The 20,521-nt window shown below is 57.9% G+C and carries 21 protein-coding genes; 2 read left to right on the top strand and 19 right to left on the bottom strand.

Translation table 11 applies throughout. The features are described 5' to 3' along the window. The first annotated feature begins 99 nt into the window (after nucleotides 1-99). Nucleotides 100-1,386: an N-acetylglucosamine-6-phosphate deacetylase gene (locus HMPREF0576_RS05810; RefSeq protein WP_004011102.1), complete on the top strand. Its 1,287-nt coding sequence runs from the start codon at nucleotides 100-102 to the stop codon at nucleotides 1,384-1,386. A gap of 11 nt (nucleotides 1,387-1,397) precedes the next feature. Further along, entirely contained in the window at nucleotides 1,398-1,700 is a 303-nt protein-coding gene (locus HMPREF0576_RS09210) for a hypothetical protein (RefSeq protein WP_004011103.1), read from the top strand. Between the two features lie 128 nt (nucleotides 1,701-1,828). Here the strand turns inward: HMPREF0576_RS09210 and nucS are convergent, their stop codons facing one another. From nucS to HMPREF0576_RS05905, 19 genes are all read right to left on the bottom strand, one after another. Then, entirely contained in the window at nucleotides 1,829-2,521 is a 693-nt protein-coding gene (gene nucS, locus HMPREF0576_RS05815) for an endonuclease NucS (protein WP_004011104.1), read from the bottom strand. A gap of 36 nt (nucleotides 2,522-2,557) precedes the next feature. Then, on the bottom strand, nucleotides 2,558-2,995 hold the full coding sequence (locus HMPREF0576_RS05820) for a DUF2550 domain-containing protein (protein ID WP_236589683.1): 438 nt from the start codon (nucleotides 2,993-2,995) through the stop codon (nucleotides 2,558-2,560). Between the two features lie 180 nt (nucleotides 2,996-3,175). After that, nucleotides 3,176-3,484: a F0F1 ATP synthase subunit epsilon gene (locus HMPREF0576_RS05825; protein WP_004011106.1), complete on the bottom strand. Its 309-nt coding sequence runs from the start codon at nucleotides 3,482-3,484 to the stop codon at nucleotides 3,176-3,178. 6 nt (nucleotides 3,485-3,490) lie between these two features. Next, nucleotides 3,491-4,936, bottom strand: a complete 1,446-nt coding sequence (gene atpD, locus HMPREF0576_RS05830) for a F0F1 ATP synthase subunit beta (protein WP_004007334.1) — start codon at nucleotides 4,934-4,936, stop codon at nucleotides 3,491-3,493. 33 nt (nucleotides 4,937-4,969) lie between these two features. After that, the gene (locus tag HMPREF0576_RS05835; protein WP_004009039.1) at nucleotides 4,970-5,902 is read right to left on the bottom strand and encodes a F0F1 ATP synthase subunit gamma; all 933 of its coding nucleotides are present in this window, start codon (nucleotides 5,900-5,902) and stop codon (nucleotides 4,970-4,972) included. 70 nt (nucleotides 5,903-5,972) lie between these two features. Then, nucleotides 5,973-7,595 (bottom strand): F0F1 ATP synthase subunit alpha, encoded by a 1,623-nt coding sequence (gene atpA / locus HMPREF0576_RS05840; protein WP_036324579.1) that lies wholly within the window; start codon nucleotides 7,593-7,595, stop codon nucleotides 5,973-5,975. Between the two features lie 62 nt (nucleotides 7,596-7,657). Then, nucleotides 7,658-8,479, bottom strand: coding sequence for a F0F1 ATP synthase subunit delta (locus HMPREF0576_RS05845; RefSeq protein WP_115306602.1), 822 nt, complete (start codon nucleotides 8,477-8,479; stop codon nucleotides 7,658-7,660). A 24-nt stretch (nucleotides 8,480-8,503) separates the two neighbouring features. After that, nucleotides 8,504-9,052: a F0F1 ATP synthase subunit B gene (locus HMPREF0576_RS05850; RefSeq protein ID WP_004009036.1), complete on the bottom strand. Its 549-nt coding sequence runs from the start codon at nucleotides 9,050-9,052 to the stop codon at nucleotides 8,504-8,506. A gap of 9 nt (nucleotides 9,053-9,061) precedes the next feature. Further along, on the bottom strand, nucleotides 9,062-9,277 hold the full coding sequence (atpE, locus tag HMPREF0576_RS05855) for an ATP synthase F0 subunit C (RefSeq protein WP_004007339.1): 216 nt from the start codon (nucleotides 9,275-9,277) through the stop codon (nucleotides 9,062-9,064). A 61-nt stretch (nucleotides 9,278-9,338) separates the two neighbouring features. Continuing rightward, a complete protein-coding gene (atpB, locus tag HMPREF0576_RS05860; protein WP_004011108.1) occupies nucleotides 9,339-10,163 on the bottom strand; it encodes a F0F1 ATP synthase subunit A in 825 nt (274 codons plus the stop codon). 109 nt (nucleotides 10,164-10,272) lie between these two features. After that, nucleotides 10,273-10,776, bottom strand: a complete 504-nt coding sequence (locus HMPREF0576_RS05865; RefSeq protein ID WP_004011109.1) for a Cg1360 family ATP-synthase-associated protein — start codon at nucleotides 10,774-10,776, stop codon at nucleotides 10,273-10,275. Continuing rightward, the gene (locus tag HMPREF0576_RS05870) at nucleotides 10,773-11,957 is read right to left on the bottom strand and encodes an MraY family glycosyltransferase (RefSeq protein WP_004011110.1); all 1,185 of its coding nucleotides are present in this window, start codon (nucleotides 11,955-11,957) and stop codon (nucleotides 10,773-10,775) included. The genes HMPREF0576_RS05865 and HMPREF0576_RS05870 overlap by 4 nt, the downstream gene beginning before the upstream one ends. A gap of 130 nt (nucleotides 11,958-12,087) precedes the next feature. Further along, nucleotides 12,088-12,735 carry an L-threonylcarbamoyladenylate synthase gene (locus tag HMPREF0576_RS05875; protein ID WP_004011111.1) on the bottom strand — a complete coding sequence of 216 codons (648 nt, stop codon included), beginning with the start codon at nucleotides 12,733-12,735 and terminating at the stop codon, nucleotides 12,088-12,090. A 179-nt stretch (nucleotides 12,736-12,914) separates the two neighbouring features. Beyond that, nucleotides 12,915-13,403, bottom strand: a complete 489-nt coding sequence (locus HMPREF0576_RS05880; RefSeq protein ID WP_004011112.1) for a response regulator — start codon at nucleotides 13,401-13,403, stop codon at nucleotides 12,915-12,917. 126 nt (nucleotides 13,404-13,529) lie between these two features. After that, nucleotides 13,530-15,068 carry an ATP-binding protein gene (locus HMPREF0576_RS05885; RefSeq protein ID WP_004011113.1) on the bottom strand — a complete coding sequence of 513 codons (1,539 nt, stop codon included), beginning with the start codon at nucleotides 15,066-15,068 and terminating at the stop codon, nucleotides 13,530-13,532. A gap of 84 nt (nucleotides 15,069-15,152) precedes the next feature. After that, on the bottom strand, nucleotides 15,153-16,523 hold the full coding sequence (locus tag HMPREF0576_RS05890) for an ABC transporter permease (RefSeq protein ID WP_004011114.1): 1,371 nt from the start codon (nucleotides 16,521-16,523) through the stop codon (nucleotides 15,153-15,155). Further along, entirely contained in the window at nucleotides 16,520-17,326 is an 807-nt protein-coding gene (locus tag HMPREF0576_RS05895; RefSeq protein ID WP_004011115.1) for an ABC transporter ATP-binding protein, read from the bottom strand. The genes HMPREF0576_RS05890 and HMPREF0576_RS05895 overlap by 4 nt, the downstream gene beginning before the upstream one ends. After that, the gene (locus HMPREF0576_RS05900) at nucleotides 17,323-19,410 is read right to left on the bottom strand and encodes an efflux RND transporter periplasmic adaptor subunit (RefSeq protein WP_004011116.1); all 2,088 of its coding nucleotides are present in this window, start codon (nucleotides 19,408-19,410) and stop codon (nucleotides 17,323-17,325) included. The genes HMPREF0576_RS05895 and HMPREF0576_RS05900 overlap by 4 nt, the downstream gene beginning before the upstream one ends. A gap of 230 nt (nucleotides 19,411-19,640) precedes the next feature. Continuing rightward, nucleotides 19,641-20,513, bottom strand: a complete 873-nt coding sequence (locus HMPREF0576_RS05905; RefSeq protein WP_004011118.1) for a N5-glutamine methyltransferase family protein — start codon at nucleotides 20,511-20,513, stop codon at nucleotides 19,641-19,643. Nucleotides 20,514-20,521 lie beyond the last annotated feature (8 nt).

Raw genomic sequence — 20,521 nt, forward strand, 5'->3', positions numbered from 1 at the left:
CAACCCACCGGCACTCACCGGAGTCGCTCCCGCTGGCGACAGACAGGACACGGGGTCACATATTACTTTGAAACAACGCAAAAATGCGATAATCGGAACATGAGTGAACCTTTTGCAGTACGCGGACGCATCGTCACGCCGTCTTCCATAATCGTTGATGGAGCCGTCATCGTCGACGGGGAATCTATAGTGTGGATGGGAGAAGCGCCCCAGGCGCAAGCAGCAGGTTACGGTGCTGAGGTGGTGGCAGCGCCTTCCCCAACAGACGGACGCTACATATTGCCCGGACTGGTCGATACGCACTGCCACGGAGGTGGCGGCAGCGCCTTTCCTACTGCCACCACGGTCGAAGCCATGATGACTGCCGTGTGGGAACATCGGGTTCACGGCACCACCACCCTGGTTGGTTCACTCTCTACGGCTTCCCCAGAAGACCTGCGTCGCCAGGGACAGATGCTGGCAGACCTGTGTGACGCCGGGGAGCTGGACGGAATCCACTTTGAAGGTCCGTTCCTCGCATCGGGACGCCTGGGCGTGACCGGGATGTTGCCCGGAGACTCCCCCGCCGATGCCATTCCGGGGGAAGGGCTCACCGCCCAGGAACGCGAGGACCGGGCTCGTGCCGTCCTCGGTTCGCAAGATTTCGCGCAAGTACAGCCACCAAACCCCGCGCTGACCCGTGAGCTGATGATTACCACCCGCGGGCACACGGTGTCGATGACGCTGGCACCCGAAGGCAAACGCGCCATCGGTTCCGGCTCGGTGGCAGAAGTTTTAATCGAAAATGGGGCGGTCCCCGCTTTTGGACACACGGTCGCCTCGGCTGAGTTTATCCGCGGGGCTGCGGCGTGGACCCGAGAAAAGCTGGGGCTGACTCCCGCGGAAAAACTGCGCTGTCCTCGATACATAGTCACGCACTTCTTTAATGGGATGCAGCCTTTCCATCATCGCCATCCCGGTCCGGTGTTGGAGCTGCTGGCAGATGCCGCCGGAGGGGGCTGCATTCTGGAGCTGATTGCGGACGGGCAACACGTCGATCCCAGCGCCGTACGCAATGTGTTTGAGCTGGTCGGACGCGATTCGGTGGTGTTTGTCAGCAACGCTACCGCCGACACCGGCATGCCCTTTAGCGAACCAGACTCCGCCGAGGGCGAGCCCAACCTGCACTTGGTAGACATCGTGCGCCGGGCGTGGAAAGGCGCGGGAATCCCGCTGACCGACGCGGTGTACTGCGCTTCTGTACAGGGCGCCCGCATTTTGGGACAGACCAACATCGGTGAAATTACCCCTGGTAAACGCGCGGATTTGCTGGTCACGGACGAGAACCTCTATCCGCTGGCAGTGTATCGTCGCGGCGCTCTGGTGGCTTCCGTACCCAAGAATTAATCGGATCAGCAGTGCCCAGTCAGCGAAAATCCAAACGTCACGGTCAGCCCTATCGTCCCTTGGACATGCAGCGTCTCGCCAGTGTACCCCGAGTCGTGACGCGCGCCGGACGGGAATACCACGTTCAGCGTCTCAGTGGCAGTGCCGGTCAGAAGTCATACGTCTGCCCCGGTTGTGGGCACCCGGTCGACGCCACTAGTCCGCACATTGTGGCGTGGCCGCTGACCGCTCCTTTTGGGGTGGACACGGGTGTGGGGGCGCGCCGCCACTGGCACACTTACTGTTGGGGCTCCGGCACCACCGGGGGATATTGAAGCCCCCGTGGCGCCGACACTCCGGTCAGGCTCGTGCAATCACGTCGTCCTCTGGCACAAGTGGGGGGCGTCGCGAATTGCGGTAATCTTTCGGGGGTCGGCAGCGTCAGAGGCAGGTTCCCCGAGGTTTAAAACAGCCGATTCTCGGCATCAAAATCCAAGCCGCGCATGTCATCGTAATCCAGCAAGACGCAGCGAATCCCCCGGTCTGTAGCCAGCGTACGCGCCTGAGGTTTAATCTCTTGGGCAGCAAAAATCCCGGTAATTCCCTCCAGGTCAGCCTGTCGCCCCAGCAAATCCAGGTAGCGAGTCAACTGTTCCACCCCATCAATTTCGCCGCGACGTTTCACCTCTACCGCCACCGGACGCCCTTGTGCATCACGAACCAGCAGGTCAACCGGACCAATAGGAGTCGGCCATTCCCGGCGCACCAAAGTCCAGCCCTCGCCCAACCGCACCGCGACCTGTTCTGCCAGCAGCTTTTGCAGATGCGCCTCGACCCCGTCCTTTTCCAGCCCCGGATCGACCCCCAAATCGCAGACGATGTCTTGATAAACCGTCGAGATATTAATCAGCAGGGCGTCCCCGGATTTGGCTTGCACCCGCCACGTCTGCGGACCCTGCGGGGAATCGGGGTCTTCCGGCTCAATGTGCAGCTGGCAGGGTGGACTCATCCAATTCAGGGGCTTGTAAGAACCGCCGTCGCTGTGAATCAACACAGAACCGTCGGCTTTGACCATCAACAGGCGTTTCGCCGCTGCCAAATGCGCGTCCAAACGCCCCGAGTAATTGACTTCACAATCCGCTATGACCAGGCGCATACAGCAAGCCTAACCGAAGCGCGCGAACCAGGAAACTCAGTAAACCATCTGGGTGCGCGGCGGAGCAGATTCTTTCCAGCTAACCAAGCCGGAATAATCATGTTCATTCATCGCCAGCCAAAAATCGTCCGGCTCGGAAAATCCCTGACGCGGCGCGCGGCAATGCAAAATAGCCAGGGCAAAGTCTGACCCCGGCTCTGTATCTATCGCTGCTTCTAAAATCTCAAAATCCGCGCGTTCCCAACGGCGATTTGAGCCCCAACGCAGGGAAATAACCCGATACCACTTCAGGAAATCCTCGGAATAATGGCACACCCCAGCCCGCCACGGATCACCGGTATGAGCCCGCCACGCCACATTAAAAGAGCCATTATTTTGAGCTTTAAAACGCAAGCGCGCTAGGAAATAAATCGCCAGCGCGCATATCAGGAACAGCATCAGGAGCAGTCCAGTCAGCATAAAACTGGTCGACATACCCATGAGCTCCTCCTCACATTAAGTGCCAAAACATCCAAACCTAATCAGGTCAATTTGCAAATGGCGGGCGTCTCGAAAGACGAACCCGCCACTGCCATCTCCGAGAAATCCGCGGAGAAAGCGAATAGCCTTATGGGACATCATATCCCAATCAGACTCATTCGTGTAAGTTGCACATTATCCTGCCACTGCAGGGGTCGATTCCGCAGAGCTGTCAGCCAAGTTGCGTTCCAGCACCACGGTGACGGTGTCATTATCCACCGAGGCAAACCCAGCTTCGACCGGGAATTCATGCGAACCCGCTTTTCCGGTCGAGCCCGGTGCGTCCACGCGTACCTGACCTGCCCGCAGCACGACCAACAGCGGCTGGTGACCTGGCAAAACCCCCAGGTCACCGTCTGCGGCAGGCATGATGACCTGGGACGCTTCTCCCTGATACAGGGTGCGCGAGCGGTCTACCACCGCCACTTTCAGCGTGTCTGCCATGGTTTATCACATATCCTTTTGCAGTTTCGCCCAGGCCGCTTCGAGATCCTCGATGCCACCAATGTTAAAGAACGCCTGTTCCGGAATATGGTCATACTTGCCTTCGCAAATCCGCTTGAACGCCTCGATGGTCTCGCTCATCGGCACGGTCGAGCCGGGCACGCCGGTGAACTTTTCTGCCATGTAGGTGTTCTGGGACAGGAACTGCTCGATGCGACGTGCGCGCGCCACAGTGACCTTGTCCTCTTCGGAGAGCTCGTCCACACCGAGGATAGCGATAATGTCTTGCAGTTCCTTGTTCTTTTGCAGAATCTGTTTGACCTGGGTCGCGACCTCGTAGTGTTCCTTGCCGACATAGCGCGGATCAAGGATACGCGAGGTCGACGCCAGCGGGTCCACCGCCGGGTACAGACCACGCGACGCGATGTCACGAGACAGGTTCGTGGTCGCGTCCAGGTGCGCGAACGTGGTCGCCGGGGCCGGGTCGGTGTAGTCGTCAGCCGGCACGTAGATGGCCTGCAGCGAGGTAATCGAGTGACCGCCCGCGGAGGTAATCCGCTCTTGGAGCTGACCCATTTCGTCTGCCAGGTTAGGCTGGTAGCCCACGGCGGAAGGCATCCGACCCAGCAGGGTAGATACCTCGGAACCGGCCTGGGTGAAACGGAAAATGTTGTCGATAAACAGCAGCACGTCCTGGTTTTGCACGTCACGGAAGTATTCCGCCATCGTCAAGCCGGACAGTGCCACGCGCAGACGCGTCCCCGGCGGCTCGTCCATCTGACCGAACACCATCGCGGTCTTGTCCAAGACGCCCGCGTCTGCCATCTCGTGAATCAAGTCGTTACCCTCACGAGTACGCTCGCCCACGCCGGCGAACACGGACACACCGCCGTGATCCTGAGCCACACGCTGAATCATCTCTTGAATCAACACGGTCTTGCCCACACCGGCGCCACCGAACAGACCAATCTTGCCACCCTGCACGTAGGGGGTCAGCAAGTCGATTACCTTAATGCCGGTCTCGAACATTTGAGTCTTGGACTCCAACTTGTCGAAAGCCGGAGGGGTGCGGTGGATGGACCAGCGATCCTTGACCTCCAGGGTTTCGCCTTCTTTCAGGTTCAAGCATTCGCCAATCACGTTAAAGACGTGCCCCTTGGTGATGTCGCCCACCGGCACCGAAATCGGAGCGCCGGTATCCACGACCTTGGCTCCACGCACCAAACCGTCAGTAGGCTTCAGGGCGATGGAGCGGACGATGTTATCACCCAAGTGCTGAGCCACCTCCATCGTCATGGTCTGGGTCTGTCCAGCTTCGGTGCTGCCCATGCCCGTGTACTCCACAGTCAAAGCGTTGTACATCTCAGGCAGTTGATCCGGGGGGAACTCCACGTCCACGACCGGGCCAATAACCCGGGAGATACGACCGGTTCCTGGGGTTTTCTCACTCATTTTCGTTTCCTCTAATCGGCGTTTGGTAATCGGTTATTTCTTAGAATCTTGGAGCGCATCAGCACCGGACACAATTTCCGTAATCTCGGTGGTGATGTCGGCCTGACGGGCCTTGTTCATGTCCAAAGTCAAGGTGTTAATCAGGTTGGATGCGTTATCGGTCGCGGCGTGCATAGCGTTTTGACGGCTGGCAAGCTCAGCAGCAGCAGCGTGCAGCAAGGCGGTACGAATCCGCGATTCTACATACAGCGGCATGACCGTCTCAAGGACTTCCTCGGCACTGGGCTCAAAGTCATACAGGGGCATGACGGATTTGTCGGTCCCCTCGCCCAACCCCATACCATCAATCTGGATAGCTTCGTCGGGGTCGATGACCTTAATCGGCAGCATCTTGCGCACCTGAGGCACTTGGGAAACCATCGAACGGAACTTGGTGTACACCATGTACAGCTCGGACACGCCACCCGCCTCGGGCGACTTGAGGAACGCCGCCAGAAGCGTCTTGGCGATTTCCATCGTCCGTTCCTCCGTCGGCTTGTCCGAGTCCCCGGTCCATGCCCGGCGCACTTCCATGCCACGGAAGTTGAAGTAGGACAAGCCACGGCGACCCGAGACATAGACCACCGGGTCTTTGCCTTCCTCGCGCAAACGCTCCAACAGGCGCTCCGTCTCCCGCAGGATAGACGCGGAATATGCCCCCGCCATGCCACGGTCGGAAGTGACCGCTAAAACTGCCACCCGATTGGTGTCGGTGCGTTCGGTAATCAGCGGATGATCGAGTTTGGCGTGGGCAGACACCGCCGCGACTGCTGCTGCGATAGCCGAGTCATAAGTGGTGATGGATTCCGCCCCGGCACGAGCCTTGCCGACACGGGAGGCGGCAATCATCTCCATAGCCCGGAAAATCTTTTGCAGAGTCTCAGTAGACCTGATCCTCTGCTTGAGAGCCCTTTGCGAACCTGACACTTTGCCCTTCCCCTACGTTCTGTTCGGTTACTTCGTTGCTAATCGAGTTGCTCCCGTGGGAACATCCCTATTAGCGCTTGGCAACTATCTGTTCCTCGGATTGCTCTGCCTCAGCATCGCCTGCAGCGGCATCCAAGTTAGCCTGGGGAACCAGGTCGTAAGACTTGCGGAAATCCTTGACGGCAGTTTCCAAACGCGCCACCAGTTCATCCGGCCACGCACCCTTTTCCCGAATTTCAGCCAGGATGGTGCCTTCGTTACGCAGGTAATCCAACCAGTCCTTTTCGAACTGAAGCACCTTGTCGGTAGCGATGTCGTCCAGGTAACCGTTGGTGCCTGCCCAGATGGAGCAGACCTGTTCCTCGACGGGATAAGGCGTGTACTGGGGCTGCTTGAGCAGCTCCATCAGCCGCTCACCGCGGGTCAGCTGCTTGCGAGTCGTGGCGTCCAAGTCAGAAGCCAGCATGGCGAAAGCCGCCATCGAACGGTACTGCGCCAAGGTCAGCTTCAAGGTACCAGCGACCTTTTTCATAGCCTTAATCTGGGCGTCGCCACCCACACGGGACACCGAGATACCTACGTCCACCGCCGGACGCTGGTTCGCGTTGAACAGGTCGGACTGGAGGAAAATCTGCCCGTCGGTGATGGAAATCACGTTGGTCGGAATGTAAGCGGACACGTCGTTCGCTTTCGTTTCGATAATCGGCAGACCGGTCATCGAACCGCCACCCAACTCGTCGGACAGCTTCGCACAGCGTTCCAGCAAACGAGAGTGCAAGTAGAACACGTCACCGGGGTAAGCCTCGCGCCCCGGCGGACGGCGCAGCAACAGCGACACCGCACGGTATGCCTCAGCTTGCTTGGACAGGTCATCAAACACAATCAACACGTGCTTGCCCTGGTACATCCAATGCTGACCGATAGCCGAACCGGTGTAGGGAGCCAGGTACTTGAAACCTGCCGCATCCGAAGCGGGGGATGCCACGATGGTGGTGTACTCCATCGCCCCAGCGTCTTCCAGCGCGCCCTTGACAGAAGCAATCGTGGAGCCTTTTTGACCGACCGCCACGTAGATGCAACGCACCTGCTTGTTGGGGTCGCCCGACTTCCAGTTATCACGCTGGTTCAAAATCGTGTCGATGGCGATGGCGGTCTTGCCGGTCTGGCGGTCGCCAATAATCAACTCGCGCTGCCCACGCCCAATCGGAATCATGGAGTCGATGGCTTTCAGACCGGTCTGGAGCGGCTCAAACACGGAACGGCGCATCATCACGCCGGGAGCCTGCAATTCCAGAGCACGGCGCTCACCCAAGTCCTTGATTTCACCCAGACCATCAATCGGATTGCCCAGCGGGTCAACCACGCGCCCCAGGTAACCATCACCCACCGGCACGGAGAGCACGTCACCCGTACGGTAGACCTCTTGACCTTCCTCAATCCCCGTGAAATCACCCAGGACGATAGCGCCAATCTCGCGTTCGTCCAGGTTCATTGCCAGACCCAGGGTGCCGTCTTGGAAGCGCAGCAGCTCGTTGGCCATAGTGCCGGGCAAGCCCTCGATGTGGGCAATGCCGTCAGCAGTTTCGGTCACGTAGCCGATTTCCTCCGCAGTTGCGGCGGATGGTTCATACGCATCCACAAACTTGTCCAGGGCGTTCTTAATGTCCTGGGGACTTATTGATAGCTCAGCCATCAGCATTCCTTCTGTTGTCGTTCCATAGGGACTTGCCCTATCGGTCATATTTTCGTTTCGTTCTAGCTTGCCAGCTTGCGCCGGAACTGCTCGGCGCGAGACTTGACCGCGCCATCCATCACCGTGTCACCCTGCACAATCTTGATGCCGCCCACCAGCTTCGGGTCTACCACTACGTTGACCTCGACCTGTTCGCCGGTACGAGTGGACAGCAACTGAATGAGCCGGGACTTTTGGGTGTCGCTCAACGGCGTAGCGGTGTAAACCGTCGCTATCCCCCGCTGCCGCAACCGCGCTGCCGAATCCAGCAAAGCCCGCAGGTCAGCAGTGAGCCGACCGGGAGCCGCTTTGGCAATCACCGCGTTTACCAGGCGCAATGCCAGAGGCTTGACCCCCTCACCGACCAGCGAGTTGAAAGTCTCCAGACGCTGATCCAGGGAGGCGCGATGATTGTCTGTCAAGAAGTTACGCAAATCACGGTTCTGGGATACTACCTGGCTCATCGCAAAGATGTCGCGTTCGACATCTTCTAGCTGCCCATCATCCTGGGCAGTTTTCAGCAACACGTGGTTTGCCAGCAACCGGCAGGACTCTTGCAAGTCAAGCTCGCTGGACCAGCGTCCAGCAGCGAGTGCCAGCACTCCTGCCAGAGCCGGGTCCGAAAGTTTCGAACCCAAGATGGTGCGTGCCAGTTCTTGCTTGTCAGCAGTGGTACGCGCCGGGTCGGACAGGTTACGTGCCAGGCGGATATTGTTTTCCAGCAGTTCAGACAGGGCAAAGTATTCCTCGGCGACCGCGGGACCAGTCTTGGTCGTGGCTTTTCCCAAGGTCTTATCGACAGCCATGACCATAGCGGCCAAGGTCCTTACCGACGAGGCTCTCATTGACTTCCCTTACCTTCTCTATCTTTAAGCCACCGGCTGAGCTTCGAGTTCGTCGAGGAAACGATCCACGACGCGAGAGCTCAGGGCTTCATCCTTCAGCTGTTCGCCCACAATCTTTTCCGCGAGCTGGGTAGCCAAATCGCCCACGTCCTGACGCAGGGAGGCTTCCGCTGCCGCCCGCTCAGCAGCAATCTGGCGCTGAGCTTGCTCGATAATGCGCTTGGCTTCTTGATCAGCACGTTCCGTAGCGCGGGACACGATGTCCTCCGCTTGCGCATTGGCTTTGTTGCGAATCTGGGCGGCTTCTTCCTTTGCGTCACGCAGTTCAGATTCAATCCGCTGCGCCGCGGCTGCCGAGTCCGCCTGTGCCTTTGCCGTAGCGTCCAAACCCTCTTGGAGCTTGTCAGCGCGTTCCTGCACCAGTCCGTTGTACTTCGGCAGAGCGACCTTCACAACCACCACCAAGATGACCAGGAAGATAATTGCCGACCAAACGATGTCGTAAGTCTCTGGCAGCATAGGGTTCGGGGTATCGCCCGCCTTAGCTACTAGTGATACCAAAGTGCCTAACATACGTGCTCCTTACCGGAACAGGAAGCCCGTTACCAAACCAATCAAAGCCAAGGCTTCGACGAAGGCGATACCGATGAACATGTTAGTGGTGAGCTTTCCGGACAGTTCCGGCTGGCGGGCAATAGCGTCCTGAGTGTGACCAATCAGAATGCCCAAGCCGATGCCAGGTCCAATGGCGGCCAGACCATAGCCGATGGTTGCGAGAACAAGTGCACTTCCAGTCATGTTTTCTTTCCTTATTTGTTGTTATTCTCATGCCGGTTGGCGTGAGAAGCCTATTGTTTTTCTAATGTGCGTGTACGGAGAGGTTCACATACACCGCGGTCAGAATCGCGAAAATGTACGCCTGTAGGAAAGCCACCAGGATTTCAAACAGGGTAAACGCGAAAGCTGCCGCAAAAGTCAGAATCCCTATCGGGGATAGCGCCGAGAGATGCGCAAAGAGGAAATAGTTCGTGGCGCTCAGAGTCAAAGCTAGCAAGAAGTGACCGGCAATCATGTTTGCCAACAAACGGACGAACAGAGTAAACGGGCGAATGATAAAGGTGGAAATCGCCTCAATTGGGGTCAGCAGGAGATACAGCGGCCACGGCACGCCCGGCGGGAATAGCGAGGACTTAAAGAAATGACCCACACCGGTCTCGCGAATTCCGGCATAAATGAAAACAAACCAGGCAAACACTGCCAACAGCAGCGGAAAGCCCGGTTTTGCGGAACCCGCCAGGTTAAAGCCAGGAATAATACCCGCAATGTTCATGAACAGCACCGAGAAGAATACGGTCGTGATAATCGGGGTGTATTTACGCCCGATTTCCTTACCGATGACTTCCTCAGCAATGCTCTCTTGGCAGAATTTAAAGCCAAACTCCAGCATGTACTGGGCACGTCCCGGAATGAGCTTGGCTCGCGTGGCATACAGCACCAGGCACAACACCAGCAGCAGGGTCATGATGAGACGAATCATCATGACGCGGTCAATAGTAAAAGGCGTTCCGGCGAAAGCAACTACCGGGGGGAACAAGTCCATAATGGTGGGGGCATGGAACGAGTCATCTGTAGCGGGAACCAAATTCGGCACCAATGCCGACATGAGCGTCAACTGCACTCCCATTGTTCTCCTTTGAGTCCGAATTCACGAGTTCGCCTAATAACGTTACCACGAAAATCAGCCGTGATTAACCCACCTCTTAACAAGATGTGGCGAAAAACACACTTTTGTTCTATCTAGACGGGTTTTCCTCGACCGTTTCAGATTGTGACGAGGTCACGACCGAGTCCAACAGGGGCACCCGCGCTTTGGTCAGCGCCACCGGGAAGACGATGGCTTGCACCAAAATCATTGCCAGCAGGGTGAAAAAGATGGTTTCAGCATCCAGCCCCGGCAATTTCCGCGCCACCCCCACAGCCACCAAAATGACAACTACTTTTAAGACGAAATCCCCGCCCATGCCTGCCATCATCAAGTCGGGATGATTCAGCGTAAACAGGTGTGTGGCAAACGTCACCGCCACCAGACCCGCGCCTACGACGGCACATAAACCAATGGAACGCAGCCCCGCCGCCCCCACCAGCCACGCGGCTAAGCCCGCCGCGACCAGCAACACTGCCACCACCGCTAGGGAAATCGCAAGCAATGAAAACTTCACTGCCCGGCGCGTTCCCGCCCCCACCGAAGCCGCGTGAAAAGCGTCAGTTGGTACTGACAAAGGAGTCGTTTCGTTCACGACTTCACGCTATCAGAAAGGGCGGAGTCATGGTACAGGGCGTGTTCCGGACCGTGGGGCTGACGATATTTCGGGTTGAACCAGCGGTGTACGCCTTCGCGCCAAGCGGGCAGAATCTCAATCGTCGCCACCATCGACAGCAAGGACGCCACCAACATGACCACCAACACGTAGCGCATCCGCAGCAGAGTCAGAGACGCTGCCCCCAGGGAAAACACTGCCGTCCACAGATACATGACCAGCACGGCGCGCACCCGCGAGCGCCCGGCGTGGGAAAGGCGATGGTGCAGGTGACCAGCATCGGCTTGGAAGGGCGACTGGTGATGATACAGCCGCCGTATCACTGCGGTGACCATATCAATTATCGGGATTGCCAACACTGCCAGGGGCAAAACTATGGGCAGGAAGGACGGAAAAGCCTGGCGGAAATAAACTACTGCCGGGTCAATCTGACCGGTGACAATGATGGCAGAAGCCACGGTCAGTAAGCCCAGCAGCATCGCGCCGGTATCGCCCATAAATATGGAGGCGGGGGAAAAGTTGTGCGCCAAAAATCCCAGGCAGATTCCTGCCAGCGCCGCTGCCACCGTCGAAGCCAAAGAGGCATACGACGCAGCACCGAGCGTGCGCGTCAAAGTATAGGAATAGATGAACAAGCCGGTGGCGCTAATTGCCATCATGCCGGAGGCTAAGCCGTCCAAGCCATCCACGAAGTTCACCGCGTTGATTGCAGCCACCACTACCAGCACTGTGACCAGCAAGGACAGGCGGGACGAACCGATGGTTAGACCGAAAATCGGGAAAGACGTCAGCTGGATGCCCAACCAGGACATCAATCCTGCCACCAGGATTTGCCCTGCCAGCTTCGTGTACCAATCCAAATCCCAGATGTCGTCGATGATACCCAAAATCACAATCAGGACGACTCCCACTGCCAAACCTTTGATGTTATGAAAGCTAGCTGCGTCTGCCAAGAATGGAGTATGCGAAGCGATAGCTAACGCCGTGAGGAAACCCGCGCCCATGGCTACACCGCCCAGACGCGGGGTGGGAAATTCGTGGACGTCACGTTCCCGCACCGGCGCTAAAGTCCCGGTAGCCAGGGCAAACTGGCGTACCAGCGGAACCGTCAGGTACGTCACCGCGACCGCAATCAGGAATATCAACAGGTAAAACTTCATACGGGCTTTAGTTTAGCGGGTTAGTGGCGCGGGATTCGTGTTTGTTTTAAATAAAAGGTGGGATATGGGCTGCAGCTGCCAATAATGGCAGCTACTGCCCATATCCCACTATATAAACGCAGGGGAGCCATCAGACCAGGGCGGCGAGGATGTCCGACAGCGGAATATCGCCCTGACGCAGCAAGCGCGGGGAATCCTGTGTCAAACTGACAATGGTGGATGGATGCCCAGAGGGAGACACGCCAGCATCCACGTAAACGCTGACCCGTTCCCCAAAATAGTTCGTGGCGGCGGCAATATCGGTAGCGGGAGGTCGCGTATGCAGGTTGGCAGACGTAACCGCCAGCGGACCGGTATAACGCAGTATTTCGAGGGCACGAGGGTGGTCGGGCTGGCGCAACGCAATCGTCCCGTGAGTCTGACCCAGGTCCCAGCCCAAAGCCGGGTTGGCAGTCACGATTATGGTCAAAGCACCGGGCCAAAAGCGCTCTGCGAGCAAGCGGGCGGCGCGCCGCTGACTCGCGCTAGCCTGCGGTTCCGGCGCCATTAAATCCTCCAGTGCTGCCGGACCGGAAACCAACACCGGCGGAGGAAAATCCTCGCCCCGACCTTTGGCATTTTGCAAACGCGACACCGCCACGGGCGCGAACGGCACCGAAGCTATTCCATAAACCGTATCGGTCGGCATGACCAGCAGCTCGTCACGTTTCACCGCTGCGTCAATCACTGCCAAGTCAGTCTGGGTAATGGGACCGGTCAGAGCATCAATTATTTTCATAGAGCCGATTTTAGTCCCCCGGTCGACCAAGCTGACACCACCGGAACAGACAGTCCCACCACCCTTGTGACCGAGGCACCAAATCAAATACCCGGTGCAGCTCCGCAGTAGCGCGCAATAAGCCAAAGCGCCCGAAGCGCTAACCTATTGCGCTGTCACCCCACGTGCTCAGCAATCGGCTATTCCGGGCGGTTGAGCCATTTGGTTAACTCCGTTGCCCGCGCCGAATCCAGGGCTGAGAGATAGGGCACCGGATCAATGCCCGCCAACTCTACGTAATCAGTCAACATGGTGCGCACCACGTCTTGCAGCTCCTCGGGTTTCCACGGTTTCGCCACGTACTGATCGAGCCCAGCTTCGTTCACCGCGCGCACGGTGTCAGCCAGGTCAGCCTGACCGGTCACCAGGACTTTGCGGGTCAACTGGGTGCGTTCGTCAGACATCATCTGGCCCATGAACTCGATACCGGTCGTGCCGGGCAACCGATGATCGCACAGCGCCAATGCCAGGACATCACCATCGTCAGAGATTTCGTCGATAACCTCCCAGGCATCGGGCACATCCTCCGCCGGCTCAATGCGTAAAGTGTCCGCAAATCCCAGCAGGTCACGAGTCACGGCGGCACGAACTTCCGGTTCATCTTCAAGAATTAGGATGGCGAGTTTCATGGTTTCTCCTTCATTGGGGATGCTCCTATTCTTTCATCCCGTCGTGAAGTTTGGACAAATTTGCCCTAAACGTCAGAAAACGAGAACTGACGAGCCACGCAAACCTGCCCGACTTGGCTGGTGAATCTAAAGCGAGACGGGAGTCCCCGCGATTGGCAATTCCACGGTGGCCAGGGTGCCCCTCGGGTGGGAGACGTTTTCCAGGCGGATGGTCCCGCCGTGATTTTCCACAATCGAGCGGCACAACCCCAGACCAATGCCCATTCCAAACCGCACTTCGCCGCCCTTGGTGGAAAAATGCGGCTCAAAAATGTGTTCGATGACGTCAGCCGCGATACCCGATCCGGTGTCGCGGAAAGTCACGACGATTTGGTCGCCACGGGCTCTGGTCGCGATGGTCAGCTGACCAATTATTCCCGCCAGTTCGTCTCGATTGGTGGGGCGCTTGCCGACCGCGTCGCTAGCGGCAGAAGCCTCGCCGGACATGGCCTCTACCGCGTTGGTAATCAAGTTCGTCCACACTTCGTCGAGCTGACCGGGATGGCAAGAAATCCTCGGCAGTTCACCATAGTCCACGCTGAGGTCGATTTTGTCTAAGCGATGCGACAACAGGCGCAGCGTGTCCTGCAGCCCGGAGTTGATGTCGACGTTTTGTACCGGATCCCCATCGGGACGGGCATAAGAGCGCAGCGAGGCGACCAGGTCAATGATGCGTCCCGAGGCGGTACGCAGGTTGCGCAGACTGGTGCCGATGGCAGCAGCTTGTTCCAAAGCTCCCAGATCCGCGTCCGGGTCGGCTTGCAGGTCTCTGGCGAGGTTGCGCGCCAAGTCGGTGCTGTAGACTCCCGCCACGGACAGGCGTTCCACCAGGCTCGCGTCTCCGAGGATTGCCAACAGCTCGCGTTTGCGCGCCCGCGTTTCCTTGGTGGACAAGAACGGGGCATCCTCCGCATTTTCCAGGGACTCCAGAGCCAGGTCGCGCCAAGTCGGGTCCGGGCAGGTCGACAGCAACATACGCATATCCTCATGAATGTAATCTGCGGCGCGGCGAATCGCTGCCACCGGATTGTTGAGTTCGTGCGCCACTCCCGCCGCCAACTCGCCCAGTGAAGCAAACCGGGCTTGAGCAGCCATTTCCTCCCTGGTTTCGCGGAGTATTTCCAGGGCCTTTGCCAAATTTGCCCGCTGCACTGCCAGTTGGTCTGCCAGCACTGCCGACTCAATGTGGAGGTTTTCGGCACGCCGCAACCGGCGGTCATAAGTGCGCATAAACAGGGCTGCCACCAGCAGCGACACTCGTGAGTCCCCGGCGATAATCATGTTCATTTCATCGAGTGTCAGTTCAATTCCCACGACTTCTTCGGTCACCACGGCAGTAAAGAACGCGCCGATTTCTTCCCCGGAGGATAGCATCCCGATGATGCGCCCGGTCGAAGCGTGGTGCATCAGTAAGTCCCCGCTCGCCGAGGAACGTTCCAGCGCGATACTGCCCGATAGCGCCAGGATAATGCTGCGAACTGGCTGACCTTCCTCAGTCAGATGCGCCCCCACCGGGAACGTAATCCGCTCCTGGGGTCCCAAGATAGTCTCGGCACGACGCACAATCTCGGCGATGATTTCTTCATCGTCCTGTTCGAGGTCAAACACAAAGCGTCTTTCGTACATGCCACTATCATGCCGGAATTTTTCCCGCACACAGGTAGGTTTACGAGCCGAGGATTGTTTTGGATCAGGTCGACGAGACTCCGACTACTCGTAACGCAGCGCCTCGATAGGGTCGAGTTTGGCAGCTTTGGACGCTGGATAGTAACCGAAGAAAATCCCGATACCAAGCGAGAACGCCAGCGAGAACAGCACTCCACCCAGGGGTGGAATCGCGGGATTACCCATCGCGTTAGCTCCCAAATATCCCGCGAGACCACCAAACGCCACTCCGAGAAGACCTCCCAACAGACACACCATCATGGCTTCAACCAGGAACTGTAGCCGGATATTCCACTGGGTCGCCCCCAGGGCTTTGCGAATGCCTATCTCCCTGGTACGTTCAGTGACCGACACCAGCATGATGTTCATCACCCCAATACCGCCGACCAGCAAACTCAGACCCGCAATCACCGACAGCCCCATAGCGATAGTGGAAAAGACTTTCTTAACCTGATCCATCATTGAATCCATAGAATCAATTTGCACTCCATACTCGGAGTCAGCCCAGGTTTTATCCAAGAACTCCTGCAAATCGTGTTTCAAAGCCTTCGCATCAGTACCGGGAACCGGACGCACGGTCGCCCAGTTAAAACCGGGTTCTTTGGTGCCGGTAACTTCCTCTTCCAGGGTGTAGGGGATATAAAAGGTCGTTCCACTCGCCCCTCCGCCACCGCCGAGGAGGGCGCCGGCAGCTCCTTTCATTTGCACCTGTCGGACGACTCCGATGACTTGGAAAGTCGTTTGGGACTCGTCGCTGTCGAACTCGAAACTCTGGCCCACGGCGTTTTGCGCCGCTCCCCCGAACAGTTTTTTCGCTATTTCGTCAGTGATGACTGCCACCGTGTCCGCACTGTCCACTTCACTGTCTTCAAAACCGCGACCGGCGACCAGTTCCATGTTTGACCCGATGAGGAAATCTTGGTTGGTGGTTTGCACATCCGCGTCCACGTCTCCGCCCGTGCCCGTAGCAGTGCCGTAGCCACCCGCACCTTGCACGCTGATACCTTTGATTTGATCGGAAAACTCCTCACGGATCTGGTCCAGGATTTCCGGAGTCAGATATTGGTCGTCGCCGTCGCTATCCGCACCAGCCGAGCTGGTACCGTCATTCCCGGACATGTCCTCGTCCTCTTCATCAGGCTCTGCGGGCATGCTGCCGTCATCTTCCGTACCAGGCGAATCTTCGTGAGATTTATTCTTGGCGATGTTTTCTTTGGTATCCACCGAGAGGTACATATCCTGCCCTCCCAGAGAACCCAACGAGTCCGTCACCGCGCTGGTCACCCCGCGAGAGATAGTGAGAATCGCCACCACGGAAGCAATCCCGATGATGATACCCAGCAGAGTCAGAATGGCTCGCATCTTGTTCGCCCACAGTCCCGCCAGGGCTAGGCGCACGTTTTCTCCGAAAGTCATTGAGCGCCTCCTTTGGCCGACACGCCCTCGCCCAGCACGCCGTCCACCATGGTAAAGATGCGCTGAGTTTGCTCGGCAAGCTCGGGGTTGTGGGTAATCAACACGATGGTTTTACCCTGCTCGCGGTGCAGCCGGTGGAACAGGTCCATGACCATCAAACCTGTGGCGGTGTCCAAAGCCCCAGTCGGCTCATCTGCCAAAATAATGTCCGGGTCATTGGCCATCGCGCGCGCAATCGCCACCCGCTGCTTTTGCCCGCCGGACAACTCGCTGGGCTGATGGTGAATCCGTTCGCTCATGCCGACCAGTTCCAACAGTTTCAGCGCCCGTTCACGCCGCTGAGCACGCCCTACTCCGGCATACATCATGGGCAGTTCTACGTTCTTTAACGCATCGGTACGTCCCACCAGGTTAAAGTTTTGAAACACGAACCCGATGGAAAGCGAGCGTATCAACGCGGCTTCGTTATCGTCAGCTTCGGAAATATCCACATCTCCCAACAGGTAACGCCCCGAAGTGGGTCGATCCAGCAGTCCGATAATGTTCATCAGGGTGGACTTGCCCGAACCGGAGGACCCCACGATGGACACGAACTCTCCCGGATAAATTGCCAGGTTTACACCCTTCAACACAGTTAGCTCGTGGTCGGTACCCAGAAAGAACCCCTTGTAAATGTCGCTCAACTGGATGACCGGCTGCACTGTTGCTGTCCCAGACGGACCAGCACCCTGCGGAGCGAGCGCGGGAGGGGACGCTGGCGCAATCACCTGACCCTCAGCATGACCTACCGGCAGGCTCATCATCCCATCGCTCCATCTGTCTGCTCCATTGTCTGTGGAGTGTCGACGTAGTGACCAGTTTCTCCAATCAAGTCGAGATAGTTCATGGCGTTATCCAGCACGGATGTGCCGTCTTTGATGCCTTTGCCCTTGATTGCTGCCATGCCGTTACCTTCCACCAGGACTTCTACCTGGACTTCACGAATCTTCGGCTGTTCTGAGTCAGGGTTTTCGACCACCAGCACGGACTTTGGACCATCATCAGCAGACGTCCCCGGCGCCATCATTCCTCCCGAAACGGGAGCTTTGGGAGAGTGCGAGTCCTGACCATCTACCGGGGTGGCAGAGTCAATGAGGGCACCTTTTGGCACGGTCAAAGCGTTCTTTTGCCCGGCGATAATCGCCTTAACCTTGGCAGTAGAACCCAGGCGCAAGCCCTGTAAATCGCCCGTCACCGTAATCTGCACCGGGAACATAACCGAAGTATTTCCACTCCCGCTCCCGCTGTTAACACCCTGGTCAGCACCCGGACCGGACGGCGCGGCGGTCTGGTCGACGGCTGCCGGAGAGATAAATGCCACGGTCCCCGTGAATTCCTTGTCTCCGGTGGCGGGGGTGGTAAAAGTGACCTGGTTACCCACGTTGAGCTTGGCGACCCCGGATTCTTTAATCTGGGTTTCAATGACCATATTTTGATCGTCTTCCACCGTCATCAGGGAGCCTTCCGGCGCGGCACCGACCTTGGCGGTTACGGAGGTCACAATGCCTGCCATCGGGGACGTCACGTGCGCCGAGCTAATGTCTGCCCGCAGCTTTTGGATGGCGCTCTGACCTTCTGCCATGCCCGAGCCGGCAGTGGCTTGCGCTGCCCGCAATGCCCGCAGATTTGAGTTCACTTCCTGGGCGGCATGGATTTTGGCAGAGTCCAGGGCGACTTTGGCGTCAGAGACGCCGGTTTGCGCCTTGGCGACCGCTTCGCCCGCATCGGCGATTTGGGAGTCAATCTGGCGCAGCGCAGCGCGGAATTGGCGCCGTGCCATGCCCAAGTTTTCGCTGGCGTGGTTGGCGTTTTGCTTGGCTTGAGCCTGCTGGGACCACGCGTCCTTGACGGCTTTCTCGGTAGCATCGGCGTTTTGGTCCTTCGCGTCGACCTCCGACATCAGTTCAGCGATACGTTGCTTGGTTGCCTCGATTAGCTCAGCGAGCTTATTCGGATCAGCTTTCAGTGTCGGGTCCTTCTTAATTCGCTCTAGTTCTTTCCTCGCTAGTGCTAAATCGTCCTTAGCGGAGTCCCTTTCAATAGCCGCAATATCGCGCTGCGTTTTCGCATCTGCCACCGCGGCCCCAGCCCGGTTCGCTTCCATTTTGGCGTTTTCAGCTTCTTGATTTGCAGAACGCAAAGCATTTTCCTGGTCCAGCAAAGCTTGCAGGGTGCGGTTATCCTTTTCCTGCTTCATCTGGTCATAAGCGCGGGATGCTTTCACATATTCGTTCTGCGCTTCGTGCAGGGCGGTCTGTGCCCCGCGAATATCCTGGTTCAAGCCCTGGTCCAAGGCACTTTTGGCGTTTTGGTAATTTTGCGCAGCCTCGTCAATGCTGTTTTGCTGGGTGACGCGACTCTCGTTTAGCTGGGACTGCTGACTGGACAGCTGGGACATGGCCTCAGAGCTGTCCAGCTGCGCTAAAAACTGCCCCCGACTCACGCGGTCCCCTGGCTTTACGTTGAGCGTCTGTACTTTCGAGTTCAACGACGAAAACAGGGTCATGCTCTTGGCGCTTTTCAGCGTGCCGGTCATGCTGAGGCTCTTGGTCACGTCGTCTTTCGTAACGGTAGCGACGTCCCCGCGATAAACGGCGGTCGGGTCGTACTTGGGCGCCCCTATCCCCAGCAACGGCGGAACAACCAGCCCGGCGACAACCAAGACTGCCACCACGCTCACCCCGATAATGATTTTCTTTTTCTTGCTTGATTTTTTCTTGCCGAATTTCAGCTTTTTCTTGTCCTTAATCAGGGATTTCGAGGACTTTGCCGAACCCTCTCCCGCCACGGCAGTGACAGGGGTGACAGTCGGGTCATCGACGGGAGTGATCACAGGTTCGTCGCTCACAATAACTCCTTATTATCAAAAACGCTTTTGAAAAACTATAAACTCCGAGGGACGATTTTGTCCTGTCAAAAGCGTCGTTACCAGGAAAATCAGTCCGAAGTAGGAGACTTTACCGGTGCCCGGATACGCCGCTCTCAACCCTCAGGAGGAGACAGTCCCAGATTATCCCGGATCCCGGTTCACTCGCCATCAGGGATATCCCTGATTTAACCCTGACCAGCCCTCAGCCTTCACGCCATAGCTTGCAAGAAACGAGGGCGTCCTGCCAGGTCACACCGGGTTTGCGCGCCCCTGAGTCCGAGTGCTTCGGCAGCTTTCACCAAGGCTTCACCTTGCGACTCGGCGTGTTCCATCACGATGGTGGCTCCCGGCAGTGCGACAGCGACGGCAGCAGCCAAAAATGCCCGTGGCCGCTCCAGACCGTCAGTGCCCCCGCCATAGAGTGCCAACTGCGGGTCTTGAGCGGCTTCGGGTTGCGTGACCGGGTCGACCACGTAGGGCGGGTTAGTGGCGATAACGTGGAATTGTGGTGGGATTTCGGCTTGCACAAGGGCGTTGCGTAGCGTTTGCGGGTCGGTAGCGTCAGTGAGCAGGACCCGCGCCGCTACCCCGGTAAACCGGGCGTTTTCCGCCGTCAATTCCACCGCCGCTTCTGACACGTCCACGCAGGTCAGCACCGACTGGTGAACTTCGGAGGCGATAGACAATCCCAGCGCCCCAGAACCGCAGCCGAGGTCCAGTACCCGCGGAGCCACCCCTTGCCGCACCCAATCCGCTGCCGCGTCGATGGCCCCTTGTGCGACCCACTCCGTCTCGGGACGCACCACAAACACTCCGGGACGAGCGTGCAGAGTCAGGTGGCGAAAGTACATTATCCCCATGACGTGCTGCAACGGGACCCTGGTGGCGCGCTGTCCGACCAGCTCAAAGAACCGTTGCCAGGTAGCACCGTCCAAGCGCTCGCCGTAGCCGGGTCGGTGACCCAACACGTGCTCCAGCAGTAGGCGCGCTTCACCGGGAGCATTGTTGATTCCGGCCTCGCTCAACACGAAAGCCGCGTCATTGAGCGCCGACCGCGCTGCCGCATGCTGGGGTATCTGCATCGAATTCC

The sequence above is a fragment of the Mobiluncus holmesii ATCC 35242 genome, from assembly GCF_000185445.1.
Classification (GTDB): domain Bacteria; phylum Actinomycetota; class Actinomycetes; order Actinomycetales; family Actinomycetaceae; genus Mobiluncus; species Mobiluncus curtisii.

Excerpts from the sequence above, each read along its gene's own strand:
- HMPREF0576_RS05810 (WP_004011102.1), top strand. The coding sequence starts at position 100 with ATGAGTGAACCTTTTGCAGTACGCGGACGCATCGTCACGCCGTCTTCC.
- nucS (WP_004011104.1), bottom strand. The coding sequence starts at position 2,521 with ATGCGCCTGGTCATAGCGGATTGTGAAGTCAATTACTCGGGGCGTTTG.
- HMPREF0576_RS05820 (WP_236589683.1), bottom strand. The coding sequence starts at position 2,995 with ATGTCGACCAGTTTTATGCTGACTGGACTGCTCCTGATGCTGTTCCTG.
- HMPREF0576_RS05825 (WP_004011106.1), bottom strand. The coding sequence starts at position 3,484 with ATGGCAGACACGCTGAAAGTGGCGGTGGTAGACCGCTCGCGCACCCTG.
- atpD (WP_004007334.1), bottom strand. The coding sequence starts at position 4,936 with ATGAGTGAGAAAACCCCAGGAACCGGTCGTATCTCCCGGGTTATTGGC.
- atpA (WP_036324579.1), bottom strand. The coding sequence starts at position 7,595 with ATGGCTGAGCTATCAATAAGTCCCCAGGACATTAAGAACGCCCTGGAC.
- HMPREF0576_RS05845 (WP_115306602.1), bottom strand. The coding sequence starts at position 8,479 with ATGAGAGCCTCGTCGGTAAGGACCTTGGCCGCTATGGTCATGGCTGTC.
- HMPREF0576_RS05850 (WP_004009036.1), bottom strand. The coding sequence starts at position 9,052 with ATGTTAGGCACTTTGGTATCACTAGTAGCTAAGGCGGGCGATACCCCG.
- atpE (WP_004007339.1), bottom strand. The coding sequence starts at position 9,277 with ATGACTGGAAGTGCACTTGTTCTCGCAACCATCGGCTATGGTCTGGCC.
- atpB (WP_004011108.1), bottom strand. The coding sequence starts at position 10,163 with ATGGGAGTGCAGTTGACGCTCATGTCGGCATTGGTGCCGAATTTGGTT.
- HMPREF0576_RS05870 (WP_004011110.1), bottom strand. The coding sequence starts at position 11,957 with ATGAAGTTTTACCTGTTGATATTCCTGATTGCGGTCGCGGTGACGTAC.
- HMPREF0576_RS05875 (WP_004011111.1), bottom strand. The coding sequence starts at position 12,735 with ATGAAAATAATTGATGCTCTGACCGGTCCCATTACCCAGACTGACTTG.
- HMPREF0576_RS05880 (WP_004011112.1), bottom strand. The coding sequence starts at position 13,403 with ATGAAACTCGCCATCCTAATTCTTGAAGATGAACCGGAAGTTCGTGCC.
- HMPREF0576_RS05885 (WP_004011113.1), bottom strand. The coding sequence starts at position 15,068 with ATGTACGAAAGACGCTTTGTGTTTGACCTCGAACAGGACGATGAAGAA.
- HMPREF0576_RS05890 (WP_004011114.1), bottom strand. The coding sequence starts at position 16,523 with ATGACTTTCGGAGAAAACGTGCGCCTAGCCCTGGCGGGACTGTGGGCG.
- HMPREF0576_RS05895 (WP_004011115.1), bottom strand. The coding sequence starts at position 17,326 with ATGATGAGCCTGCCGGTAGGTCATGCTGAGGGTCAGGTGATTGCGCCA.
- HMPREF0576_RS05905 (WP_004011118.1), bottom strand. The coding sequence starts at position 20,513 with ATGCAGATACCCCAGCATGCGGCAGCGCGGTCGGCGCTCAATGACGCG.